A 24,222-nucleotide genomic window follows, 5' to 3' on the forward strand; every position below is an offset into this window, starting at 1 on the left:
ATTCAGGCCAACAAGCTGCCGGCTACTCCTACAGAAAGGTTGGCAGTTGTTGTATAAAGAGAATCTCCAATAATTGAAAATTCATTTTTTACCCTAGTTTTCATAGGCAACGCCCCCTTTGAATATACGGTTTTTTTGTATGCTTTTTTATTGGCAATATAAGTTGCAATTGCTGAAATAGCATAACCGCCAACCATAGGAAGGAGAGCAACAGGTGACCCCAGCAAAGCTGACCTCAATACACAATAAAGTAAGTATACCAAAATGATGAGAGGAGGTGAATAAAAATATGGGCTATAAGTTGAAAGACGCAAAGATTACGCACATTTCGCTGGTTGATAAAGGGGCAAATGGTGTACCTTTTGCGATCATTAAGGAAGCAGGGAAAGTGCCTATTCAGAAAGAAATCCGCATTGCCAAAACGGACGAGGATAAACAAGTTGTGCTTGGCGTGGTATATCAGCCGGACACATCGGATGCTCATGACGATCAAATGACTGCTGACGAGATCGAGAAGGCAGCCCATCTGTTCATGCAGGATCAGCACACCTACAACATTGATAAGCAACATGATTTAGATGCGGATAAAGGATATGTAGTGGAATCCTATATTGCCCCATGTGAAATGACGATCGGCGATCAGGTTATTGCTAAAGGCTCTTGGGTGGCCGGAGTCAAAGTGACTGACGCGGATACTTGGGATGCGATCAAGAAGGGTGATATCACTGGCTTTTCCATGTGGGGTATTGGTAAGCGGGAAGAAATTGAGTTTCAGGAAGAGCCTGTTTCAAAAGGTTTGCTCAGCCGGATTGCTAAAGCACTCGGTATTATCGAAAAAGGCGATGTTGCTGACAAATACAATAGGAATCGAAAGGAGCGAGAATTCTGGGCTGCACAAGATGCCCTGAACTCGGTCCTTTTTCGTTGGAGTAGTTGGGAAGGCGGCATGGAAGACGATCCTACTGTTATCCGGGAAGCATTGCAAGACTTCGTTGATATTGCTCAGAGCGTTTTGGTCCAAGACGATATTGTAAAAGCAATCGGGAAACCACCTAAAGAAATTGCCAAGGCAGGGAAGAAAATTTCCACCGGTAATATGCAGCATATTGATGATGCGCTTGCTGCACTGACAGAACTTAAAAATAAAACAGTACCTGCAGATGATGAGCAGGGCAAGGAGGAAGACGATTTGAAACCAGAAGATATTGCAAAGGCAGTAGCGGCTGCTATGGAACCTATCGCTAAGCAGGTAGGTGACCTGGCTGCGCAAGTAACAGAACTGAAAAAAGAAGAAGGCACTGATCAAAGCGATCCGCAAGAAGAAGGCGCTACGCCAGAACAAACTGCGCTCACTGAAGCTATTGCCAAAGCTATGAATCCATTGACGGAGCAAATGCAAAGCCTGGCCGATGAAGTGCAACTGATGAAGAATGCCCGCGGCGGTTCAAGCCAGGGCGGAGAAAGTGACGAACAGATTCAAAAATCCAAAAGCACACTTGGCCGATTCGCTTAATCTGGCCATATAACAAGGGGGATAATATTCAATGAGAAATAATGGCAGTATTGTAGCAGACAACATTCGTAAGTCAACTATTACTACGGCATCTGACCCAACAGCGCTTAACTACCGAGAGGTAGATGAATTTCTGCAAATGGCATATGAATCTACTGAATTTCTGAAAGGGATTCGCACAGTAACCCGCCGTTCTACTAGCGGCACAATTGACAAAATTGGTGTGACTGGTCGTAACTTGCGAAGCAAAAAAGAGAACGTGCCAGTTTCAAACGGTGCAGAACCGAAAATGAGCAGCGTGCCTTACTCCACAGAGCCAATCATCTTGCCATGGGATATTACTGAAGAACAAATCCGTCAAGAACAGCGGGTTCGCGGTCAAGACTATGAAGATATCATTATGCAAGGTATGACCCGGAATTTCGGGGAGAATATGCAGGATTTGGGCTTTAACGGAGACAAGAGTACTCCAAACACTGATCCAGACTATGACTTCCTGAAAATCAATGATGGTTGGTTGAAAAAAGCACGTATCACAGGTAATTACATCGATTGGAGTACGCTGCCAGACGCGGAAAAAATGGGAGTTCTGTTCAACTTGGAGCGTGCTATCCCTACAAGACTTCGTGCCAGCGGTATTTTTAAGTACTTCATGCATCCCAATACGTATTCTCAACGTTTGGAGTATCTTGCCAAGATGGATACGAGTGCTTCAGTGCAAATTCAAATCATGGGTGCTCAAAACAAAATCAACAGCTATGAAGTGGAAGAAGTTCCACACATGCCAGAAGGAACAATCCTTTTTACGTACAAACCGAACTTCTTGTTGGTGAATACGTATGACATTATCATTCGTAAAACGACTGAAGGCAAAGAAGCTGTATGGGGAGACAAACGCTTCTATGCTATTCACACAGACATGGATTCCATTTTTGAAGAACCAGCCGCTGTGGCAATGGTAGAAGGGGTGAAATTCTGATGTATAAAGTAATGTTCACTGGTCAAAATGCATCTTTGCATAAGTACGGCGTGCGATTTGAAGCTGGAAAGATTCAACTGATCGAAGACACTGATCTGGCAGAAAAGCTGAAAGAAGAAAAAAATTTTAAAGTAGAGCCGGTTGTAGGGACATCCCCTGCGCCGGTTCTTGAAGTTGATAAGCAGCCGACTCTGACTGCACTGAAAGAAAAAGCCAAAGAAGCAAAAATCTCAGGCTACAGCACAATGGATAAAGAGCAGTTGATTGAAGCACTGGCTGTTCTCGAGTCTGACAACAAAGAGCCGGCTGCACTGCAAGCCAATGACCCTTATGCTGACGCCCCAACAGTTTAGAGCACGTAGCCGGGTTATGCCGGTGCAGGAAGCTACTGACGAGCTGCTGGAGCAATATATTGATGATGCACAAATTCGCATTGAATTGTACCTGCCTATGCTGTTCCCAGAGCTGCCAGATAAGACGATTACACTTGCTTGGGTAAAGCTTGCAGAATCTTTGGCACTTCAGGATAGTGACGAATATTTGACAGCCGTTGCCCGTAATTACGCATCTGAATCAGATGGGGCTTGGACGTATACCCGGCAAGCAGTGGCCGGAAAGACCACCGGTAATATGGATGTAGACAACATCCTTTATCTGTGGGTTCAGCAGCAGAAGGGAGACGGCGACGGCAATGTGACGGTGATGTTGCTGTGAAACATCATTTTCGCACACCGCTCCAAGTCATCCGAATCACTGCACAACAGGATGGAGAATTTACAGTGCCAAAGCCGGGAGTTGTTGGAGAATATAAATGTGTGATTGTGAGTGTCTCCAGCAGCAGTAAGACGGATGAAAAGCCTGTGACTTGGACAATTACCAAGAAAGTTGGATTGCCGCTTAAAGCGGACGTGCAGCGCGGAGATGAAGTGTTGCTGCAAGGGGGGCGTTTTCTGGTGATCGACATTAACCCACATCGGTATTCATTACAAATAACGATGGTTGCAGAGGTGAAAGGACATGATTCATGACTTTGCTGGTCTATATCGACGAATCGACTATATCCGCCGCGAAGGGATGCAGCGTATTCTACACAATATCGTAGAAGCAATGGGGGAAGCATTGCTCAATCAAATCATTGATGAGATTGCGCGGCAGGATCTGATTGACACTGGTGCAATGTGGAACAGTTTCAGTCATGGTGGAGATAACAACGTATGGACTTGGGATGTGGATCGTAATGCAGTTACGCTTGAGATCGGATCGAACTTGCCTTATGCGCAGCTGCTCAATGACGGCTACACGATTACCAAGCAACACTTTGTTCCCGGATATTGGAATAGCGGCGGATCATTCGTATATGATCCCGGGTCCAAAACTGGTTTTATGGCGAAGCCACGGACGTTCATCGGTCGTCATTATTTTGATATTGCTGTGAATGATTTCCGGGGAGGTATGAATACATTTATGTTGCACCGGTTGGAAGTTGAATTAGGGAGGATGCTTCGATGATGGATGCTGCAATACGGGCCTGGGCGGAACTGATTCGCCGATTATATCCAGAGCTTCCGATCATCCGAGATCAGTCTACCTGGCAAACTGGTCAGTTTTCTCGGCCGAGCGTTTATATCGAAACAGATATTATTTCGGAACGGACACATACCCCGGGTGCTGTCCGAATCATTGAAGATGTCGGGTTGGTGTTTCACCATGATCAGCAGAAAGACGGTGCAAACAAAGGGGAACCTATTCCATTTGATCTGGAACCTTTAATTACAAGCCTGCGACAAAGCCGCTACTGTCTTGTATCTGCAAAGTATGCTGTACAGCTCATACTGGAACCCCCTTCGGTTCGCAATCACCGAGATAAAACAGAATTGACGTGCCGGTATTCATATCTATTCCATGTACCGAAACTGAGTACAAATAGTAATGGGCAGCCGGTTGAGAAGATAAACGAATTTTATATTGAAAGCGAGGGGTTCTGAATTGACGGACCAACGAACAAAAGAGGAATGGATTGAGAGTGCTGCTGCGCTCAAGGCTGAACGCTTTGAAGTGGCTGGTGCTCTTTTTGATTTGCCAAAGGATGCTTTGCTGAATAAAGCAGAAGTCAGTGTCCGGCTGGATGAGTACTTGGGTCTGAATGCTACACCTGCCCCAAAGGCTAAACCGAAAACGGCAGCAGCTGCACCAGCAGTTGAAGCGCCAAAGGAGGGAATTGTAAATGTCGATTGAACGTGTACGAGCAGGGGCATATGTAGACCTGCATGCTAAGGCGATTGCTCGGGTAATTGCGAGCAGCGGCCGTGTATTAATTCCATATCAGGCTGAGTGGGGACAACCGAATATGCCAGTAGATATGGCAGACACGCAGGAGCGTACATTGGAAACAGGCCTGCTGGTTCCAGTATTGGAATTGGCTGCAGAGAACGGGGCAACCCTGATCGGATACCGAGTGACCAATGGATCTGAGAAAAAATCAACCCTGGCTGTTGCAGATGGCTACACTTTTGAAGCGAAGTACCCGGGCCTGCGTGGGAATGATTTTGAAGTCAGTATTCGTACCAGCCTAATCGATGAAAAGAAAAAGGAGATCTTGGTACGTGATAGCAAGTCCATCTACCCGAACGAATCCTATCTGGTGGCGGACAAGACCGAGGCAGTCAGCAAGCTCAAGCAGTCCAGCATGATCCGCTTTAAGAGCACTGGCGCTGCTGCTCTGACAGATGCAGAATATGCCAAGCTTGCTGGGGGTGTCACAGGTACGGCCGTTATTCCAGCCGGACAGTGGACGCAAATTTTTAATGCTGTTTTCGGTTTGGACTTCGATGCAATGTATCTGCCATCAACAGAAGCACCGGTGCAAGCCGCCTGCAAACAATGGCTGCTGGATCGCCGCACCAAAGGCCGCAAGTTGGCTCACCTTATTATTGCTGGCGATAAGCTGACAGATGACGACATTGAGGCGCACAACGCCCGCAGCCGCACAATGAATGCTCGCTATGTGATTAACAACAGCATTGCTGGCACACACACGAATGGAACATACTATGATTCCGTTCAGTGGGCAGCATGGGTTGCCGGTCTGGTCGCAGGTACGCCAGCTAATAAATCATTCAGTGGTGTGAAAGTTCCAATGACATCTGCAGCAAAAGACTGGAGCCAATCGGAAGTCCTAAAAGGATTGGCTGAAGGTACACTGATGGCAACTCGTGATGGGTATGATTACATTATTGAGCAGGCGATCAATACGCTGAGTACGTTGGGTGACGGGGAACGGGAAGACTTCGGAAAAATTCGGGTATCCATGACCATTGATCAGATCCTGAACGATATCAATTCGACAGCCAAAAAGTTCCGTGCCACTTTGGATAATGATAAAGATGGCCGCGGCACTTTCATTGGTGCAGTGAAGGAGTATTTGGCGATCCGTGCCAACCAGAAGGCTATTGATGCTACCTATAGTTTTGAAGAAAGTGATACGATGACCAGTGCCTTTGATTACAGCTACTACAAGCTCAAAGCAAAGCCGCTTGATTCTATCGAAGCATTTTATGTGGATTGGGAGGTGGCGTAACGAATGGAACGCGAACTTATTGGCCGTAACCTGGATGTACAAGATGATAATGGAGATCGTATTCAGACGATTAAAGAACTGGAAGCTATCCTTAAACCGGAGAATCTGGATATTGTTCGTGCTGGTCGTATGTCCAAAACCAAACAGCTTACTGGCTATGAAATTACAGTAAAGTTGGTAATGTCCAAACTGGAATCCCGCCTGCGGTACCGCCTGCTTGAATCTTTCAAATCCGGTAAAACGATGTTTCTGGAGCGCATTACCGGTACTCTGGAAGATAAAATTACTGGCAACCGGGAACGGGTCATGCTGACTGGTATTCATATTCATGGTGATATGGATCTGATCGTTGCAAAGATCGATGATAACAACGGTATTGATATTACGTTGGAAGGTACAGCAACTGATTTTGATTTCATCGATCAATTCCCAGATTACATGGCATAGGAGAGCGCATTGTGCTCTCTTTTTACATTGAAAATTAATTTATGGAGGCAATTATTATGAGTGAAAAATTACAAAAATACCTAGCGGCTGGTACAGCTGCTGCAAAGCCGGAACAAATCGAAGTGACAGTCAATGATGATAAGTGGTCTGTTCGTCGTTTGACTACAATGGATATCCGTCGTGCCTATGAAGTTTCTGTTAACGATGATGGCTCACCGACAGAAACATTTAATGAGATCGATGCCATGATCGTTAAGGCAACGGAACATGATTTCGAATGGAATAATACGGAGCTGCTGAAAGCATACAGTTGCACGAACAAAAATGAGCTGCCACCGCGCTTGTTCAGTGACCCGGATCACTATTCTATCCTGAGCAAAGCAGTGCGCAATTTCCAAGAAACTAAGGATGAACTGATGGCTGAAGCAAAAAACTGATCAAGCGAGACGAAGAAGCAAGCTGGGTAGCCCATTTTTGGATAAACCAAAAGAAGCTACCGACTGAAATATTGCCATATGAGGTGAATACTGAGCGGCAGTATTACTTCTGTCTTGCAGCATCAATGATTGCTGAAGAAGAACGAGAACGCGCAGCGCGCAGGTAAAGGCAGGTGAACAATAATCGCAACCACAACCACCGTCACGGTCCCGTTTGAGGCCCGTGACTTTATTTCATCAACGTTAATCCGGATGAATATGCTGCTTCGCCGAGCAAATGATGAGGTCACGCAGTTCCGCAGGAACGCCGATTCTATGGGAGCAGACTTTTCAACATCATTCCGCCGGGCAAATGAATCCATTCGTGAAATGAGTGATCGTGTAAGTTCAGCACGTGATGAAGTGACTCGGCTGAGTCGTACAGAAGTAGGAGACATTTTCAGCCGAGCGCGGCGCGGTGCAGATGATTTACGTTCATCTGCTGGACGCGCTGACTCTGAACTGCGGAATTTAAGCGACGCGGATGTAACAATAAGGGCACATGATCGGATCAGTCCAGTAGTGGATGGAATTACTGACCGGATCGGAGCACTAGCTGCAGCAGCTGGTGCTTTAGTGATTGGCGGTAGCATCAAAGACACTATGTTTGACGGTACGCAAGAGTATTTCACTGAGGCTGCTCGTAGTGCTGCCTTTCTTACACCAGCACAACGATCTTCGGCATTAAAGCAAAATGACCAGTTGTATGTTCAACAAATTATTCATTCTCGATCAGAGGGGGCTGGTAGAATAGCTGATGCTGCACCACTTGTGCAAGATAAATCTCAAATGGGTGATTTCGTATCCGCTTCAGCAAAAATACAGTACATCCGACCAGACAGTGGTGCAGAAGAAATCAACCGAGCATTATCACAGTCTGCTGACAGTTTTAAAGAGTCTTATAGCCAAGTAGCTGACAGTATGATGTATGCATATAAAGAGGTGGGTGACCGGCAGCAAGATTTATTCGATACGTTTTGGGAGTACAGCGGGTACTTTAAAAACATGGATGTTGACTCGAGTCAAATGTCAAACTTTTTGACTGAAACAGTCAGGGGCGGGGCATTTAACTTTGATAAACCAGGGGATTTTTTTAAAGAAACCTTTGGAGTTAAAGCTTTGAATACGGGAGACATGCAAAAGTATTTTGAATTGCGTGGTGCAGGAAAAAGTGAAGCTGCTCGGCAAGCAGAAGCATTTACTAATGATATTAACTCTGGGGATAAGCAACGTATGCACGGTGCAGTCACTGCATTGGTTGCTGACCTTGCCAGTCAAACTCAGAACGAATTGAAGCAATCACTTACTACCATGGGATCGGCAACGGCAGAGGACAATGGTAAAGCTATTCTTTCAACATATGGTACAGCATTTGAAGCAGCACCTAATATGAAAGGTACAACAAATTCATTGGTTCAACGGCAACAAGCGGCTGATCCAATGTTGGAATTGAAACAAGCCCGTGCAGAAATTAGCTTAACCTTGCAAGACATGGGTTTGAATATCAGTCAAGGTATGTTGCCAGTATTCCAAGAATTCAATAAGGCTCTTACAGATAACAAAGGCGAGATCGAAGCATTTATAGGTGCAGTCACAGCCGGCATTTCCAAGATTGGTACGTTCTATACTAATCACTTTAAAACAATCACAACAGCGTTACTCGCTTTAGGAGCTGTCGTTGGAACAGTTAAAGTTGCTAAGTTTGCTGGCGGTATGATCGGCGATGTAAAAGGCGGTTATGGGAAAGTAAAAGGCTGGTTTGGAGGAAGAACAAACCAAGGACCAGGAAACTATTCACCTATTGATGAAGCTGCTGGTGGACGACGATTCAATGTGCGTCGCTGGAATAGAAACGGCAGTGGTGATGCGGTTGGAGCGCACCGAGTAACTACCATGATCGTACATGCTGGAACAGTTATTGTTAATGGTAGCAATCGCCGTGGGAAAAAAAGCAAGAAAAAGAATGGAAGCAAATCGAACAATCACAATAATAATCACAACAACAACAATAACAATCGCAACGGTCGGAATCCTGATGGCTCCATTAATGCTCGGCGAGGTAATCAGAATAATGGTAATCCTCCAGATACAGATTCGCCGTCACGCCGAAACGGCCGAGTCACTTACCGAAACGGTCGAATATTCCCGAATACACCAACGCCACCGCCAGAACCGCCGGTACCACCACGGAATGGATTATTAAGAAAACTAGGCAAAGGCGCCAAATACCTTAAACCTGCAGCAAAGGCAGCAGGTATTGTCGGTACAGTGGCAACCGTTGGAATGGGTGCTTACGATCTGTACCAAGCTTCCAAAGAAGGCGGCTTGAAAGAAGGGTTGTCCACCAAAGGTGGTAGTATGGTAGGTTCCATTGCAGGCGGAGTGGTCGGTGGAGCTGTAGGTTCTTTGATTGGTCCAGTTGGTACTGCTCTTGGGGCAGCAGCAGGGAGTTGGATTGGTGAAAAGCTTGGCACAATGGCTGATGAAAGTGGGCTAACTCGAAAAGCAGTAGATGCTGTTTCTTCCGTTGTAGATAAAACCACTTCTTGGTTCAAATCTACGGGAAGTGCTATTGGAGATTTCTTCACTGGTAAAGATAACAAGCCTGCTGAGTATGTAAGTACAGGCGTAGCTTCTGTAACTTTTGGAACCATGACACCTGAACGACAAAAGCAAGTGAAAGAAGCTATGACTGGATTTGCTAAAGATGTAGGTGAAAAAGGTTTAGTCAATGCTGTTAAAGATAGCCTTGATGGTCCAGTCGGACAAAAAGTTGTTAGTTTAAAAAACAAGGTTGTCGGTATTTTTAAAGGTTCTGGAGCAGACAAAGCCAAAAAAGATATTGCAGATGTTGGTGTTTCTTCAGACAAGACAAAGAAGCAAGCACAAGATATGGGCATTACTGCTACCAAAAGCACTAAGGATATTGCCAATGGTGCTAGTAAAGCTAGCACCAGTTTGAAAAATATAGGCGGATCTGCTCGGCAAGCTGCCGCCGAAACGCGATCACATTTAGAGCAATTAAGTAATATTTCAAGCAAAGCTACCAGTTGGGGAAGCAACCTCATTGATATGATGGTAGGCGGTATCCGTAGTAAATTCCCAGCATTGAGCAATGTGGTATCCAACGCAGCTGGTATTATCGGTAATTTCTTAGGGTTCCACTCACCTACAAAAGAGGGACCTGCTTCAGATTCTGATAAATGGGCACCCAATTTCGTGAATATGTTCGCTGACGGATTGAAGCCAGATCGTATTCGCCAGAAGGTGAATAGCTTGGCTGGGGAATTGCAGCCGCCATCATCTACAGGAACAATCACAATGGCAAAATCACTCGGTTCAGCACCTGCAACTAGAAGCGCAGCGGGAGTCACCATTGAAAACATTACGATTGATATGGGACCGTTGGCACAAGGGATTACGGATTTTGCACAGTTTTCTCAGATGCTGAAAAGTCCAGAAGGACGCGCTTTGATTCGCAATGTAGTAGGGCAAGAATTGCTGCATGCGCTGGAGAGTGGAGGATAAGCCATGATAACAATGATACGAGACAAGAACCGCTTTACATTCCCGATCACACCAACAGAGTTTAAATATACGATCGCTAATGAAGTGGATACTTTTACAGTCATGAGTGGAGATGAACGATCCGGTGCTACCATTAAGAAACTGAAACAAGTCACGTTCTCAGCCATTTTCCCGCGCGGCTGGCAAGATATTTGGGAAACAGGGAAAGAGACGGTAAAGTACAAATCGCCTGAACAAGCAATCAAGCTACTGGAGCAATGGATCAAAAAGCCGGTATACGTCAATTTTGATTCTTTGTGGAGTAAAACATTGAAGCTGTTGACAATGGACGTTACCTATAAGGACGGTCAAAACAATGCCTACATTGATTTTACGTTGGTAGAATATTTCCCAGTCAAAGTGGTTTCTTATTCAAATACCAAACAATTGCTAAAGCCTGGAGTGGTTATCACCAAATCAGCCAAGAGCCGACCAAACGCTTCAGGTAAATCCAGCAAAAAAAATAACAAAAAATCTTCTTCAAAAAAGAAAAAGAGTAAGACTAAAGCCAAATCTGATAAAAAGAAAGATTCTAAAAGCAAAAATGATAATGCAAAAGGTTCATTCGATTATATTGCTCAAAAAAATAAGGTATCCTCAACGATCAGTAGTAAAAAATAAGGAGGGGGCGTATGGCAGATTTCGCAGTCGTTTATGGTAAGCATAGTGCCCGGCATGTATTAAGTGATGCAATCACGGATCTTTCTTGGTCATCCAGTCGGGATGAAATCACCCGTAGTATGACGGTTCGGCTGCGAAGTGTGCCGACCTTAAAGATAGCCGGAATGCTGATGTGCTTTGCTAAGCGGACCAATGTAGGCGTTACACACCATAAAAATCAATTCTGGCATGGTCCCGTTATCAAATACAATGTGGATGACAAAACTGACGAATGCGAATTGGAAGTTAGGGAAATCAGTTGGTACCTGACCAAAAATAAAGGAACACGGCCATATCTGAAGGGAGAAGCTGGTGCGGAACTGCAACGATATATCAAATCCACAGGAATTGATTTCCGTTGCCCTGCATTTGGTTTTAAGCTGGATGAACGTTACAGTACTATGTCGTATTCAGAAGTGATTTTGGACGTGCTGCAAAAGGCATATGAGCGCTCTGGCTATAAATTCTATTTAGATGTTGTTCGGACGGACACCGGATTTTATCTGCAAGTTGTTCGAGAAGGAAAAAACACGACTGTACCTATTTTTGTTCCTGATCAAATGGAAAGCAGCAGTCGCGGCTTTTCTATGGAAGAAACCTATACCGTCGTCACTGCTGAAAAATGGAAAGATGATAAGTTGGTTTCCTCTGTGACAAGGACAAATAAAGAAGCAGTGAAGACGCTGGGGCGCATGCAAGAAATTATCGAAGTAGAGGAAGATGAAAAGCCGGAAACGATTGCCGCAGAACGGCTTAAAGCATTGTCAGCGCCAGTACAGACACGAAGCATCACAGTTCGGCATAATGACCATAAGCTGAGCCAATTGCGTGCTGGGTGGATTGTTATCACCCGGGAGACAGGGCACTATTCCAAATGGATCGTATCCAGTGAACAGACCAGCTATAAAAACGGTCAGTACATTGTGCAATTGGAATTGGAGCGGAGGGAAGTGAAATGATGCAGGAAGCCTTGCGAGCCTTAAAAGATAAGATGAAAAGTCATATTGATGCTCGTGATACAGAACGCGCTACTTTGCTCAGCTGGCCAGACAACGTAAGTATTCAAGTAGACGGTGATCCCTACCCTTACACAGCGGAGTACCTTTCGTTTGCCGACTATTTACAAGAACGGCATATAGAAGCACGGTTCGAAGTGGGGGAATACACAGACGGCGATGAAGCGAAAGGCAGTGTGACGGGATTGCTGGCGAATGGCACTGACTATGAAAGTGGTGCTCCTTACGAGCAGCAACCCCGATCTTCTCTGAAAGGTATATTGACTATTCCAAGTCCCTTGCAGGTGGGTGATAGGTTGATTGTATCCCGAATGAGTGACCGCCGAGGATACTATATAACAGGAAAAGAGGTGAGTCATCTTGGATGAGGATACTTTATTTCCGACTGACTTGGATCTCACAGACATTGCGGATGATGAACTGATCGATCAGATAGAATCTGCTGATAAATGGACTTACAAATACGACTATTTAAATCGGAAAATGCTACTGACTGAATCTGGGCAACCAATTCGCACGACAACTTATGAAGAATACTTGCAGGAAGTTGCACTCAAAATTCTGAATACAGAACGATTTCAATATGCTGTTTATGATGAAGAATATGGTGTTGAACGTTCGGAATGGTCCGGTTGGGAAGATGTCGAGGTCACACGAGATATTGAGGAAGCCTTAGCTGCTCATAATGAAATCATTCAAGCTGAGGTAATTGGTTTGGACCGGCGGCCCCCCAAATGCTTTGTATCGATCAAAATAGAAGGGCTGGCTGGTAGTATAGAATTGATGGACGAGGAGGTACTTACTGGATGAGCGTTAATATAAATGATTTGCCGGATCTTCCGGACATGATGATTTTGGAAGAAACGCCAGAAATGATTTATCAGCGTTGGATGAACCGTGCAATCGCTTTGGCTAAAGAACGCAGTTTACCGCCGCCTGATACAGAGCAAGGCGGATTTTTTTATGACCTATGGTATCCGATTGCTCAGGAACTAGCCGAACAGCAAGAATTGATGACCTATTCATTGATCCAAGCCTTTCCAATCTGGGCAGATGATGAGTATCTGGATGCGCATGGCTGGTCTGCAGGTATTCCCAGAAAGACAGGTGAAGATGACGATACTTATCGATTGCGGCAGTTGGACCAAGCTTTTGAGGAAGAAGGCAGCGGTCGAGTGAAAGATTATGAATCATGGGCAAGAAAATTTCAAGGAGTTGGTACCGCTTCTGGAGTTGAGAAGGCACGTCATGATAATTCTATCGATCTGTACCTAGCTGATTTGTCTGGTAGCCCTGTGACGGAAGAGTTTGCAGCATCGATTAAAACGCAAATGTGGGACAACTACCGTATTGCTGGTCATGACTTGGAAGTATACCCGGCACCGGTATTTATTCTCAAACTTGAAGCGAAGATTGAGAATGCTGCTGGTGATTTGGAAACATTAGCAGAAACCATCAGAACACGTATTAAAAATTACGCTGCTGGCAGAACCACACTGGCTTATCATTATTTATCTGCTCTGGTCATTTTGGATGTAGGAGAAGATTATGCTGAAGTAAAAGTCAATGGTGGGAATGAAGATGTGCAAGTACCGCGTACTGCCATCCTGCAGGTGGAAGTGGTACTCTCATGATTCCGCTACGGTACAGGGAAGTTTTGCCTCCTTACTGGTATGAAGATTCTCATGCCGAACAACATTTTGCACTGATGGAAAAAGAAATCGATGAACGAGCGGATCAAATCCTTGGTGCAGCAGATCAATATGTATTGCAACGAGCTACCTTGTCGTTACCTGTGTGGGAGTGGATGTATTTCCATAAAGCGCAGCAGGGAACATATGAGCAACGAAGAGAAGCTATTCAGCAGAAGCGTCTGGCCAAGCGTCCTTTTACTATCCCGACTCTACGATTACTTGCTGGCAAATATGGACACTTGGTCAGTATACAGGAAAGATTTTTGGATAAGCAGATTGACTTTGTTTTTGCAGCAGGCGAACGTGTAGATCTGGATGGGTTGTACAAGGATTTTGAATATATCCGTCCTGTACACATTAATAAGCACACGCCTATCTTGAGTAATCCTGCAGAAGTCGTATCAATCGGTATCCAAGCTTATTATCATGACGTTGATTTCCCGATTTGTGGGCTGGAAATGTCATATGAAGAAGGCACCAATGGTCAACTGGTCGGCGCTACTGTGGTTGCTGATGCCAGCGGACATTATTTCGGAATTGATTCACCAATTGCTGGGTTGGAGACGACCCGAGGGGAGGAGTAAGAATGGCAGGCATTATTCAGCCATTATACATTGATTACATTTTGCAAGATATGTCCAACAGAATATCACAAGCGCTTGTGAATATCGGTGGTCAACTTGTCCCTTATCCGATTCACAATACGGTTTTTTCTGGCAAGACATTTAGAAAATATGTCTACATTAAGGAGACAGAAGCGATCAGTAAGCAAATTCTCGGCGCATCGCTGCTAGATACGTCTGGCAACACATTAGCAAATCAAGCCCTTAACGTGGTCAAAAACGATAAGGGCTTTTTGATTGGATTTGAATTTGGAGTGGAGGTAAAAGCCAGTGGTGTATAACAAAACAAAGTGGCAGGATGAAATTCCTGATCTTACAAAGCCCATTCTGGATACATCAGGAAAGCAGAAGACAGATCCGCAGACTGGTCGTCCATTATTTGAATTGGTGCAGACTGGTACTCGAATTACATCAGCCAAGCTGAATAACATAGAGGATGGCATTGAGTCTTCCCATACATTAACTGAACGCCTTGCTGCAGAAGTAACAGGCAACTTTGTAGTATCTGGATTCGATTTCACAGTGAATGGCTTAGCGGCTGCTTGGAAAGCGGGAGTAGGCTATGTAAATGGACGTCGTTATGACGTACCTGCGGGCTCACTGACGCTCACAACAAAGCAAGGGCAGTATATTTATTTGGATAGTACAGGTACCGTTCAGAAGATTGCAGATGAAGCGACAGCGCGTGTTGGCTTGCTGCTTTGGTATTTCGCAACGGATGCGAGTAAAGTAATCACAAACACGGATTCTCGCCGATTTATCGGTCCTGAAAGTTATGCGCTCAAAAGTGAGACAGTGCCGAAGGAAACAGGGAAGGGCTTATCTGCCAATGATTATACAGATTCTGAAAAAGCAAAATTACAGCAACATGATGAACGATTGACTGACATTTTTCCGCGACTCAATACAGCCAGTAGCACTACGTTTAATCTGCAGCCAGGCACACAGACTATTACAGTACCTCGGGATGTCCCATTTAATGTAACGAACTTGACTGGTCGCATGTTGTTGAATTTATTAGGGCGAGCAGGAACGTTTGACAGTTTGGCCGGTTGGAATTTCACTGGTGGAACAGGAACGATCAGCACGGCACAATCAGTTTACGGGACAAATGCGCTATTATTCAATCTCTCTGCTACCTCTGGTCGGATCACACGAACGGTACCGACAACTGCAGGCAGCAAATACTTGATTGCTGCTGAGATCCGTATTGGTACTGCCGTGAATGCGAACCTGTTTGTATCTAGCGGTCCTGCCGGTGCAGCAGTAAGCACGACCGCTCAATATCAACTATCCTATGCGCTATACACAGCTGCCGGGTCTTCGATGGATGTTGGAATTGGAGTGGTCGGTAGCAACAGTCAGACAGTCTATATTGATGGATTTAGAGTATATGAGCTGTCATCAACTGAATTTTCAGCAGCTGGAAGCATGGACCGAACAGGCATCGCTGCCAGATACCCTTATACAGAAGGATTTGCAGGTATTAAAAATCCATATGCAATCCGTTGGACTAACAAGGACAAGACGGATATTGCAGCCATGCTCGCATTCGATGCTGAACTTTTGTCTGGGCCAGCATCAGATACAGATGCTGATAAGTTACAACAAGGAGTAGATGGGCAATATTACAAAACGAGCAATTGGCGCAGAGTTACGCTGGATGGCTCACAAAATTGGATGTTATTTGGCAGGCAAACTGGTTATACTGTGGCTTCGTTATCTACGTTTGGTGCTGCCAAAGACTCAGGGTATGTGCTCAAATATACAGGTTCTGTTCTACAAAGATTTTTGACAGGGTCGCCTATTCCAGGAGCAGATGCTCATGTGCTTACAGATTCTATAACAGCAAATCCCAACCTTTTAGCAATAACTATTTCTAATGCTGATAGTGGTTGGAATGATGGATATTCACCAAGTATTGGAGAACTGAAAGCATATTTTTGGGGCTGGATCATGGGAACTCAATCGAATGGTGTATTTACAGCAGGATATAATGGTTCAGGTACTAAAGCATGGCGAGGAATGGTAGATGATAACGGATCAGGAACTACAAATTTGCCAACCGTATATTTTAGAGAACAATATCCTCAACCTTCTTGGCAGCCATACCAGCTGATGTATAAGTTTTCAGCAGCACGAAAAGAACCAGTCCTATCAGAAGGTGCATTGGCTCTATCTCAAGGTGATAATGTAGTTGAAACTGGTAGTGGTTTGATACTACGAGAAAAGGCTAAGCCTATTTCTAGTGGTGATGGAACTGCCTATTATATAAATGCGCGGAGCACTTTTCCTGTTTCTTCTTTGGTGTATAATTCGGCACGTCCATTACTTGTTTATCGTAATGGCTTACAAGATGGATGGGGTCAAGACAATGATGCAGATGCTTTTGGCTCCAGACAAGCTGGGATAGGATCAGAACGTTTTGATAAGAATGCAGTTTATACCGTAACTTATTTTGCGCGCGTCTCATTTCCGGCAGCTGTATTTATGGGAGGATACCCTGAAACAGAACGTGCCATGTTGAATGACTTGATTCAGGACGTCCAGCAAATAACACAACGTGTATCAGTCGTTGAAAATACAAAACAGAATACATTTACTGGGTTGAACTGGTTGACCCCTACTTTACTCAGTGGAGTCGAAACGGATGAGAAAGTTCAATATGCTAAAACATCCGATGGGATCGTTTTGGTACGCGGGTCTGTGCGATTAAAATCTACTGGTTCCATTACATTGTTCCGTTTTGTGGATGGATACAAGCCCAGTGCAGATTTTACAGTATTACCTGTTTGGGGATATTCTTCAACCTCTGGAGGATCAGCAGAAGGGCTTTCTATTGCTAAGGATGGAACTGTAGCAATAAACCCAGGTCGCGTTTATGACACGTGGTTGCGATTGGATAATATTCGATTTTTTGCTGAAAATTAAGGGGGGGAAATAAATGAAGCTAGTGCCTTATATTAACAAGGATGGTTGGTTTCTTAAAGATGTTTTGGTTGATGATTTATTGGAAGATATCAGATCATTTGATAATGGATTTTTAATAAATACATCTATACCATTAGGGATTCATAAACAACGTTGGGATTTCAAAAAAAAAGAATGGATCGAAGGCTTATCTGCAGACGAAATTGAGCAGATCAACAATCCCAAGCCTGATCCAGAAGCACCTGAAACTATTGAACAAAAGCTACACCGTTTGGAGCAAGCTGATCTGAACAATAAAGAATTAATTGCCACGTTGTATGAAATGTTGTTGGCGAAATAGGAGGCATCCACTGGTGAAAAACTGGATTAAGGATCGCCTCTTTTGTTTTGCCCTTTGGGCATTAGAGAAAGGGGGTGAACGCATTATGAATGAATCTACATTGAAGTTATTTGCAGCTACGTATGTAACGTTAATTTTGGCGGGGCGTCGTGAACTGATAGATGTACCAACCAATTTACAAGCTTATGTAAAAGCAGATCTCGGCATGGAAGAATAGCTGAAAATACCCCACAAAATATAGATAGAGGATGGAGGCAAAAGGGGATGGGGTCAAATGTAAATGAATACGTAAAAATGGCAGCAATTATTGGTAGTGTAGTTGCCAATTACTTTTTTGGGGGGTGGAGTGTCTTGATCAATTTACTCCTGGTGCTGGTAGTCATTGATTGGCTGACAGGTTGGGCAGCTGCTTGGATGGCTGGCGAACTCAAGAGTAGAGTTGGATACCGCGGAATCGCCCGGAAAGTGGCAATATTTGGGGTGGTTGCAGTGGCGCATTTTATCGACTTAGTTTTGGGCGGTACGGGCTACTTCCAGGATGCTGTGATCTTCTTTTATTTGGCAAATGAACTGCTATCCGTAGTAGAAAATGCTGGCCGCATGGGGTTGCCTATGCCAGCCATTCTATTAAATGCAGTAAGAATTTTTCAATCGAAGGCAGAGCCTGTCGAAAACCCAAGTTTAATTCCAGAAGCGCAGCCAGTAGCTGTGCAAGAAAAAATGAAGCAGGAGGAAGAAGATGCAGAACAAAAGACAGGGTAACGTACAAGGACTCGATGTATCCCACTGGCAGGGAAGTATTGACTGGAGCCGGGTGAAGGCATCCGGGAATCAATTTGTATTTATTAAAGCTACCGAGGGCAAGAACTATCAGGATAAGCAGTTTCTGAATAATGTGAAGGGTGCGCGCGCAGCAGGATTACTTGTAGGTGCATATCATTTTGTAAATGCAGTGAATGTTGCTGATGCGAAGTTGGAAGCAGCTAACTTTGTGGGTTGTTTGCAGGAGGCAGGTGGAGCAGAACGCTTTGAACTGCCGCCGGTTATGGATTATGAGAACAACCCTAGCAATCTAAACAAAAGTACAATCAATGCCGTGGCATTGGCTTTCCTGCAAGAAGTAGAGCAATTAAGTGGGCGCAAGCCGATCGTATACACAGGCAATGCTTTTGCTCAGAACTTCAGCTCTTTGCTAAGTGGCTACGATCTCTGGATTGCTCGCTACAGTAATACACGAGTACCGGATGATGCACCTGCATGGAAGGCATGGGACTTCTGGCAATATACTGATTCTGGTAAGGTGGGTGGAATCAATGGTGGCGTCGATCTGAATGTATATAATGGCACGCTGGATGAGCTAAAGACAAGGTATGCAATAAGTGCTGGCACAAAGCCTACTACTCTCCAAGTTCCAGAAAATGGATCGAGAGAAAGCACTGTGACTTACGTCAATGGAAATAGCACTAAAGCAGGTGTAGGAATGATTATTGATAACAAAAATTACGTGCCGATTCGAGACCTCAAAGACGTGTTTGGCTTCACAGCAGGTTTTGATCATGATTCGAAAGTAGCTACCATCAATGGACGCAAGTTGCAGGATGGCCGTCTGATCGGCAGCACGACTTATGTTCAAGCTGCTGTACTTGTGAAGGCATTTGATGGCGAACTAGATTGGGATAACTTTAATAAAATATTGAAAATTGTAAAGTCCGTAAATTGATGATCCTACAAGCCTTGGTTTGCATAACACAGTAGTAGCTTTAAATAAATAGAATATTCTAAATTAAAAGCTTTACAACAGGAATATACTACATAAGTAGAGAACGTAAGTATAGTATGATATATAACTTAGATTCTCTATTTATGTAGAAAAAATCATTTTTGGTTGTAACAACTGCTTTATTATTTACGTTATATGTATAAAGGATATTATTGAAGGATAGATGTTTGGTGTTAAATAGCTGTAGCTAATTGACGATAAAATATATAATAACTAGAGAATCAGTTGCTATTGAAACATTATGCTATGATGATACTGAATAATCTATCGAGAGGTTCAATGTATTCGGATGAAAACACAAAATGCTCAGATACAGCAACTAATAAAAGAATTATGTTTGTTACATCAAGAATCTTCAAAGTCATTTTTCGAGAGTACTTCATGTGCTTCCGTTAATTTCAAAAAGAAGCAAGTCAGAGATATCATTAATGATACAACAGGAACAATTGAGACCTCTTTTTTGAAATTGATCGACGAATATCATGAAAATTTAGGTGATTTGATTGTAGACATGGAGCAAGAGTATGATTACTCTTGTTTTGATTTTCGTTCGCGCATTAAGCAAAAGGAATCTATACTTAATAAATTAATCTATTATCGCTATGGAAAAGATGAACAAGGTAAGTCTGCTTTATTGAAGTGTTTAAACGATATGCTTGGTTGTAGGATCATTGTTAATGAATTTGATCATGAAGGTACAGATTGTTATAGTATACTTAATGATATCGGAATTGATTACAAAATAGATGGTCGTAATGCTTCAAAGGGTAATGATTATAGAGCTAGCCATATTTACTTTTATGGACAAAATATTTATTTTCCATGGGAATTACAAATTTGGCTTCCAAAGGACTCACAAAAAAATGAGCAATCTCATAAAGAACACAAGAGTAAACGGGCTTATATAAGCTGGCCCGATGATTATAATCAACCAATAGAATACGAAAAAAGGGGTGAGGATTAATGGTTTTTCATTTTATAGCGATTTTAAACAACTACACCAAAGGTATGAGGATTGCTTGGCACTATGCCTCAGAGGAAAAGCTTGATAAAAATCGTATTAAAGTCTTTATGAAAAAAGTTGAACAAAAGTGTGGAGACGTACAATTAGGTATCCATAAATTGTCCACACAATCCATGGATTGGAGTTCAGTTGTAGAAAAAGATTCTTTTTTCAGTGACGTTTTGGTAACAAGAAACGTAAAAGACTTTATTAATATAACAAGTGAAGACAAACAACTCACCGCCTATGATATATCTAAATTCATCCTGTCTATAGAGCCAGTCTCACATTTAAAACTGCAAAAATTGTTATATTATGCTTATGCTGAATATTTATTAGGTACAGGAAAGAGACTTTTTCCAGAACCAATTGTTGCTTTTAAATATGGGCCAGTTATAGAAGATATATTTTATAGGTTCAACCACAATAAAGCTCTTCCTATAGATTTTAAAGAGGACGAGACCTTTATTTTCCACATGAGCGAATTGTCTCTAACACCAACCTTTGCCAAAATCGTAACTTCTGAAAATGGAACGGTCGTAGCTTCATATTTAGTAAATGTAATTGAAGAATATTTGGACTATGATGCTATGGAACTTGTTAACATGACACATCGTGAAGAAGGTCCGTGGGATCGAGTCTATGTTGCAGGCAAAAATCACCAAATTTCAGATGATCTAATCAAAAAGTATCATCAAATAGTACAGTAATGATATATAACATTCAATAAACCAAAAGAGTGTGTCGATTTACTTATCGACACACTCTTTTTAATTTGAGTAACTTATTTTTTATTACGAAGTACAATTGAGAGAGTATATAAACTGATACACAAGGTCACTAATGTTATTCCTAAAGTAGTGTATTGTAGCACAGACATCACTCCTGATTTGAAAAGTGAAAATAACTTTATTATTGATAGTCTGCTATAACGAACAAAAATGTTAACATGTTATGCAATTTTATTAACAAGTGTTTATAATTGATTAGCAAGTTGACAACATTTTAGCGAAGAATTCTATTATATTAGAATTTTTCGTTTTATTTTACTTTTGTAACGGGTATAATCGTGTTAGGGGAACTGGCAATATTATTGCCAGTTCGGATAATTACTTGGTTTTTTTCTTCCGGGACTTTAAGCGCCGCGAACGCTTAGAGTCCTTTTTCTTTTTGACAGCAGAGTTGCGAAGCATAATCGACAAATTGGTCAATGCCGTTACTAACCCAATTAATGCTGTAATAAAAGCAAGAAGGTCCAAAGTAATCACCTCCTTCCTAACACATACTAAATATAACATATGTGCACTATTACATTCTTTCCCAAAATGAAAATTCTAAACTTATTGGAATAATATGCCGTTATTATCTAAGAAACCAATTTTAGATAAGGGGCTTGGTCATATTGATAAAGAGAAACAATGTGCGATTTATTGTAACGGATGAACAAATTCAAAATTGTATAGCTGCGGGCATTGAAGTGGAAATTTATATACATAGTGAGCTGGAGTTTACAGGGGGAATTATTGGTTACTCTGATGATTCCATTCATACAGACCAAGGGAAGTACTTGAGAGAAAACTGTGAGATTAAAACCATGCAAAATTATCTGAAGCTGGTTTGAGTAATAGACAATTGATAAGGTGAGTCTGTAAAATATAGGTATCTCTTAACTAAGGAGCATATACATGTCTTTATTTGCTGAAGAATACCCTTCTTTAGAGTCCTACTGGCGCTCAGTCATTCTTTTTGGCAGGAACGTTGCTACATACAAATTTGCTCTGGCCAAGAGCTTATTAGATCTGTCACCACAGGCTAACACATTCATTTCTTTAGAAGAATTGGCTGTCCCGTTTGCCGGACATATAGCAGAACACCTCAAGATAAACGACAAGCAGATCACTTCGCCATCGAGTAAGTTCATTGATGCTTGCCGGCAATGGAATAACCAAGCTATTAGCCAGGATGAACTCATTCAGACAGCAGTACGATATGGCTTTAATAATGTCCTAGATGCCTTTCATATTGTTAATCAAGACGAAATAGCTGTTAGGTTCTTTAAAAGTGAAAAACGCGAAAAAACTAAAGGCATCATCATCACAGATGACTTATTTAAGCTCAAAGAGACGACTCAAGCAGCTAGCTTTAATCAAGAAATAGAATCCCGTTGGCGGCTTGTAGAAACAGCCTGGTCAATCAATTTAGCCCCATCTCTTATGCAAATACAGTATGATGAGATCAAAGGTGAGTTTTTCATTGATAGCTCAAGCTCAGATAAACTCAGACGAACGAATATTACATCTGCACGTGGTTCTTTGAATGGCTATCAAAAAGGAAAATGTTTTTATTGTTTTGATGATATCCATATTGATCCAAATCATGATATGTTAGCTGATGTAGACCATTTCTTTCCGCATACCCTTCAAAGCGGCACGCACATCAATTTAGATGGTGTATGGAATTTAGTTCTTGCTTGTAAGAAGTGTAATCGTGGCGAGAATGGTAAGTTTGCTAAAATACCAGAAGTTAGATTCTTAGAGAGGCTGCATAAGAGAAACAGCTTCTTTATTAACAGTCATCATCCTTTAAGAGAAACACTGATCAACCAGACAGGTAAAACAGAACAAGAACGAATAGCCTTTTTAAAAAGTATGGATTCAGTAGCCATCAACTTATTAATTCACCGTTGGCAACCTACATTTGAATTTGCACCAGCATTTTAATATGTGGAGGAATGAACTATGAAAGTTTATAACAAACTGATTCGTGATCGTATTCCTGAAATCATTGAAGCATCTGGAAAGAAAGCAAACATAGAAATTATGAATGATTCAGATTACTTAAAATCTTTGAATAGTAAGCTTCAAGAGGAATTAGATGAATACAATGAAGATCAAGATGTGAGCGAGCTGGCAGATCTAATTGAAGTAGCTTATGCAATCATCGAGCATAAAGGAATGAGTATTGATGAATTTGAACAGCTTCGTTTGAAAAAGAAGGAAGAACGTGGGGGATTCAAAGATAAGTTATTTTTATTGAATGTTGAAGACCAACAGCAGACATGATTTTTATATACTCGGTTTGAAAAACTTGGTTAATTAACAAAACCAGCATCTCTTATAAATAAGAGATGCTGGTTTTGCTTTAAGTACACAATATTAAAGATACTTCCCCATCTATAATACAGTGGATTCAATAAGCATCGATTCCACTATAAGAGAGATACTAGTTTGTCGACAGGGCATGCTAACAGCGCGCGCGATATGCTAAGTCGTCTAGAAACGATGGTATTAAGCGGTGCTGATTTGCCAATTCAGGTGGTCAGACAGCAAATTGGCTCGGCGATTGATATTTTTGTACATTTATCCCGATTGCGCGATCGTTCACGCCGAGTGGTGGAGATCTCTGAAGTGCGCGGCATGATTGATGGTGAAGTGGTATTGAATCCGCTGTTTGTATTTGAGGAGCAGGGTGAGCGGGAAGGACGCATTATCGGACAACTTGCACCGACTGGTAATTTACTAATACATACGGACAAGCTGAGAGCTGCAGGAATTGAAGAATGGCGTAGGCTGGCTAATATGGGTACAGAACCTTCGGCGATTGAGGCGTAAAGGGA

The 24,222-nt window shown here is 42.7% G+C and carries 30 protein-coding genes and 1 pseudogene; 30 read left to right on the forward strand and 1 reads right to left on the reverse strand.

What is annotated here, in order from left to right:
• Nucleotides 1-2: 2 nt before the first annotated feature.
• On the reverse strand, nt 3-227 hold the full coding sequence (locus ABXR35_RS02090) for a hypothetical protein (RefSeq protein ID WP_367054758.1): 225 nt from the start codon (nt 225-227) through the stop codon (nt 3-5).
• 62 nt (nt 228-289) lie between these two features.
• On the opposite strand from ABXR35_RS02090, the gene ABXR35_RS02095 reads away from it, so the two are divergent.
• The 30 genes and pseudogenes from ABXR35_RS02095 to ABXR35_RS02240 all read left to right on the forward strand — a co-directional run.
• Complete coding sequence (locus ABXR35_RS02095; RefSeq protein WP_367054761.1) at nt 290-1,513, forward strand: XkdF-like putative serine protease domain-containing protein; 1,224 nt, start codon at nt 290-292, stop codon at nt 1,511-1,513.
• 31 nt (nt 1,514-1,544) lie between these two features.
• Nucleotides 1,545-2,492, forward strand: coding sequence for a phage major capsid protein, P2 family (locus ABXR35_RS02100; RefSeq protein WP_367054764.1), 948 nt, complete (start codon nt 1,545-1,547; stop codon nt 2,490-2,492).
• Entirely contained in the window at nt 2,492-2,845 is a 354-nt protein-coding gene (locus ABXR35_RS02105) for a Rho termination factor N-terminal domain-containing protein (RefSeq protein ID WP_367054767.1), read from the forward strand. Before ABXR35_RS02100 ends, ABXR35_RS02105 begins: the two co-directional genes overlap by 1 nt.
• A 16-nt stretch (nt 2,846-2,861) precedes the next feature.
• A complete protein-coding gene (locus ABXR35_RS02110; RefSeq protein ID WP_367054770.1) occupies nt 2,862-3,206 on the forward strand; it encodes a DUF3199 family protein in 345 nt (114 codons plus the stop codon).
• The gene (locus ABXR35_RS02115; protein WP_367054773.1) at nt 3,203-3,520 is read left to right on the forward strand and encodes a hypothetical protein; all 318 of its coding nucleotides are present in this window, start codon (nt 3,203-3,205) and stop codon (nt 3,518-3,520) included. The genes ABXR35_RS02110 and ABXR35_RS02115 overlap by 4 nt, the downstream gene beginning before the upstream one ends.
• Nucleotides 3,510-4,001, forward strand: a complete 492-nt coding sequence (locus tag ABXR35_RS02120) for an HK97 gp10 family phage protein (RefSeq protein WP_367054776.1) — start codon at nt 3,510-3,512, stop codon at nt 3,999-4,001. The genes ABXR35_RS02115 and ABXR35_RS02120 overlap by 11 nt, the downstream gene beginning before the upstream one ends.
• Complete coding sequence (locus ABXR35_RS02125) at nt 3,998-4,477, forward strand: hypothetical protein (RefSeq protein ID WP_367054779.1); 480 nt, start codon at nt 3,998-4,000, stop codon at nt 4,475-4,477. Before ABXR35_RS02120 ends, ABXR35_RS02125 begins: the two co-directional genes overlap by 4 nt.
• 1 nt (nt 4,478) lies before the next feature.
• Nucleotides 4,479-4,727, forward strand: coding sequence for a hypothetical protein (locus ABXR35_RS02130; RefSeq protein WP_367054782.1), 249 nt, complete (start codon nt 4,479-4,481; stop codon nt 4,725-4,727).
• Nucleotides 4,717-6,069 carry a phage tail sheath subtilisin-like domain-containing protein gene (locus ABXR35_RS02135; RefSeq protein ID WP_367054785.1) on the forward strand — a complete coding sequence of 451 codons (1,353 nt, stop codon included), beginning with the start codon at nt 4,717-4,719 and terminating at the stop codon, nt 6,067-6,069. Before ABXR35_RS02130 ends, ABXR35_RS02135 begins: the two co-directional genes overlap by 11 nt.
• Nucleotides 6,070-6,072: 3 nt before the next feature.
• A complete protein-coding gene (locus ABXR35_RS02140) occupies nt 6,073-6,516 on the forward strand; it encodes a phage tail tube protein (RefSeq protein WP_367054788.1) in 444 nt (147 codons plus the stop codon).
• A gap of 56 nt (nt 6,517-6,572) precedes the next feature.
• Complete coding sequence (locus ABXR35_RS02145; RefSeq protein WP_367054791.1) at nt 6,573-6,953, forward strand: hypothetical protein; 381 nt, start codon at nt 6,573-6,575, stop codon at nt 6,951-6,953.
• 315 nt (nt 6,954-7,268) lie between these two features.
• On the forward strand, nt 7,269-10,520 hold the full coding sequence (locus ABXR35_RS02150; protein ID WP_367054794.1) for a phage tail tape measure protein: 3,252 nt from the start codon (nt 7,269-7,271) through the stop codon (nt 10,518-10,520).
• A gap of 3 nt (nt 10,521-10,523) precedes the next feature.
• Nucleotides 10,524-11,180: a hypothetical protein gene (locus ABXR35_RS02155; RefSeq protein WP_367054797.1), complete on the forward strand. Its 657-nt coding sequence runs from the start codon at nt 10,524-10,526 to the stop codon at nt 11,178-11,180.
• 11 nt (nt 11,181-11,191) lie between these two features.
• On the forward strand, nt 11,192-12,178 hold the full coding sequence (locus ABXR35_RS02160; RefSeq protein WP_367054800.1) for an XkdQ/YqbQ family protein: 987 nt from the start codon (nt 11,192-11,194) through the stop codon (nt 12,176-12,178).
• Complete coding sequence (locus tag ABXR35_RS02165) at nt 12,175-12,603, forward strand: hypothetical protein (RefSeq protein WP_367054803.1); 429 nt, start codon at nt 12,175-12,177, stop codon at nt 12,601-12,603. Before ABXR35_RS02160 ends, ABXR35_RS02165 begins: the two co-directional genes overlap by 4 nt.
• Nucleotides 12,596-13,045 carry a DUF2634 domain-containing protein gene (locus ABXR35_RS02170; protein ID WP_367054806.1) on the forward strand — a complete coding sequence of 150 codons (450 nt, stop codon included), beginning with the start codon at nt 12,596-12,598 and terminating at the stop codon, nt 13,043-13,045. Before ABXR35_RS02165 ends, ABXR35_RS02170 begins: the two co-directional genes overlap by 8 nt.
• A complete protein-coding gene (locus tag ABXR35_RS02175; protein ID WP_367054809.1) occupies nt 13,042-13,869 on the forward strand; it encodes a baseplate J/gp47 family protein in 828 nt (275 codons plus the stop codon). The genes ABXR35_RS02170 and ABXR35_RS02175 overlap by 4 nt, the downstream gene beginning before the upstream one ends.
• On the forward strand, nt 13,866-14,513 hold the full coding sequence (locus ABXR35_RS02180; protein WP_367054812.1) for a putative phage tail protein: 648 nt from the start codon (nt 13,866-13,868) through the stop codon (nt 14,511-14,513). The genes ABXR35_RS02175 and ABXR35_RS02180 overlap by 4 nt, the downstream gene beginning before the upstream one ends.
• 2 nt (nt 14,514-14,515) lie before the next feature.
• Entirely contained in the window at nt 14,516-14,833 is a 318-nt protein-coding gene (locus ABXR35_RS02185) for a hypothetical protein (protein WP_367054815.1), read from the forward strand.
• Nucleotides 14,823-17,483 carry a hypothetical protein gene (locus ABXR35_RS02190; protein WP_367054818.1) on the forward strand — a complete coding sequence of 887 codons (2,661 nt, stop codon included), beginning with the start codon at nt 14,823-14,825 and terminating at the stop codon, nt 17,481-17,483. Before ABXR35_RS02185 ends, ABXR35_RS02190 begins: the two co-directional genes overlap by 11 nt.
• A 13-nt stretch (nt 17,484-17,496) precedes the next feature.
• Entirely contained in the window at nt 17,497-17,823 is a 327-nt protein-coding gene (locus ABXR35_RS02195) for a hypothetical protein (protein ID WP_367054821.1), read from the forward strand.
• 13 nt (nt 17,824-17,836) lie between these two features.
• Nucleotides 17,837-18,040 (forward strand): CD1375 family protein, encoded by a 204-nt coding sequence (locus ABXR35_RS02200; protein WP_367054824.1) that lies wholly within the window; start codon nt 17,837-17,839, stop codon nt 18,038-18,040.
• Nucleotides 18,041-18,117: 77 nt separating this feature from the next.
• Nucleotides 18,118-18,585: a phage holin family protein gene (locus ABXR35_RS02205; protein WP_436669344.1), complete on the forward strand. Its 468-nt coding sequence runs from the start codon at nt 18,118-18,120 to the stop codon at nt 18,583-18,585.
• Nucleotides 18,563-19,543: a GH25 family lysozyme gene (locus tag ABXR35_RS02210; protein ID WP_367054830.1), complete on the forward strand. Its 981-nt coding sequence runs from the start codon at nt 18,563-18,565 to the stop codon at nt 19,541-19,543. Before ABXR35_RS02205 ends, ABXR35_RS02210 begins: the two co-directional genes overlap by 23 nt.
• Nucleotides 19,544-19,892: 349 nt before the next feature.
• Nucleotides 19,893-20,567, forward strand: coding sequence for a nucleotidyltransferase family protein (locus tag ABXR35_RS02215; protein WP_367054833.1), 675 nt, complete (start codon nt 19,893-19,895; stop codon nt 20,565-20,567).
• On the forward strand, nt 20,567-21,316 hold the full coding sequence (locus ABXR35_RS02220) for a Panacea domain-containing protein (RefSeq protein WP_367054835.1): 750 nt from the start codon (nt 20,567-20,569) through the stop codon (nt 21,314-21,316). The genes ABXR35_RS02215 and ABXR35_RS02220 overlap by 1 nt, the downstream gene beginning before the upstream one ends.
• A 710-nt stretch (nt 21,317-22,026) precedes the next feature.
• On the forward strand, nt 22,027-22,227 hold the full coding sequence (locus tag ABXR35_RS02225) for a hypothetical protein (RefSeq protein WP_367054837.1): 201 nt from the start codon (nt 22,027-22,029) through the stop codon (nt 22,225-22,227).
• Nucleotides 22,228-22,291: 64 nt separating this feature from the next.
• On the forward strand, nt 22,292-23,326 hold the full coding sequence (locus tag ABXR35_RS02230) for an HNH endonuclease family protein (RefSeq protein WP_367054839.1): 1,035 nt from the start codon (nt 22,292-22,294) through the stop codon (nt 23,324-23,326).
• An 18-nt stretch (nt 23,327-23,344) separates the two neighbouring features.
• Nucleotides 23,345-23,668: a nucleoside triphosphate pyrophosphohydrolase gene (locus ABXR35_RS02235; protein ID WP_367054841.1), complete on the forward strand. Its 324-nt coding sequence runs from the start codon at nt 23,345-23,347 to the stop codon at nt 23,666-23,668.
• A 156-nt stretch (nt 23,669-23,824) separates the two neighbouring features.
• Nucleotides 23,825-24,217, forward strand: a pseudogene (locus ABXR35_RS02240) (CpaF family protein); the annotation flags it as partial.
• Between the last annotated feature and the right edge of the window lie 5 nt (nt 24,218-24,222).

Source organism: Paenibacillus sp. JQZ6Y-1, assembly GCF_040719145.1.
Lineage (GTDB): Bacteria > Bacillota > Bacilli > Paenibacillales > Paenibacillaceae > Saccharibacillus > Saccharibacillus kandeliae.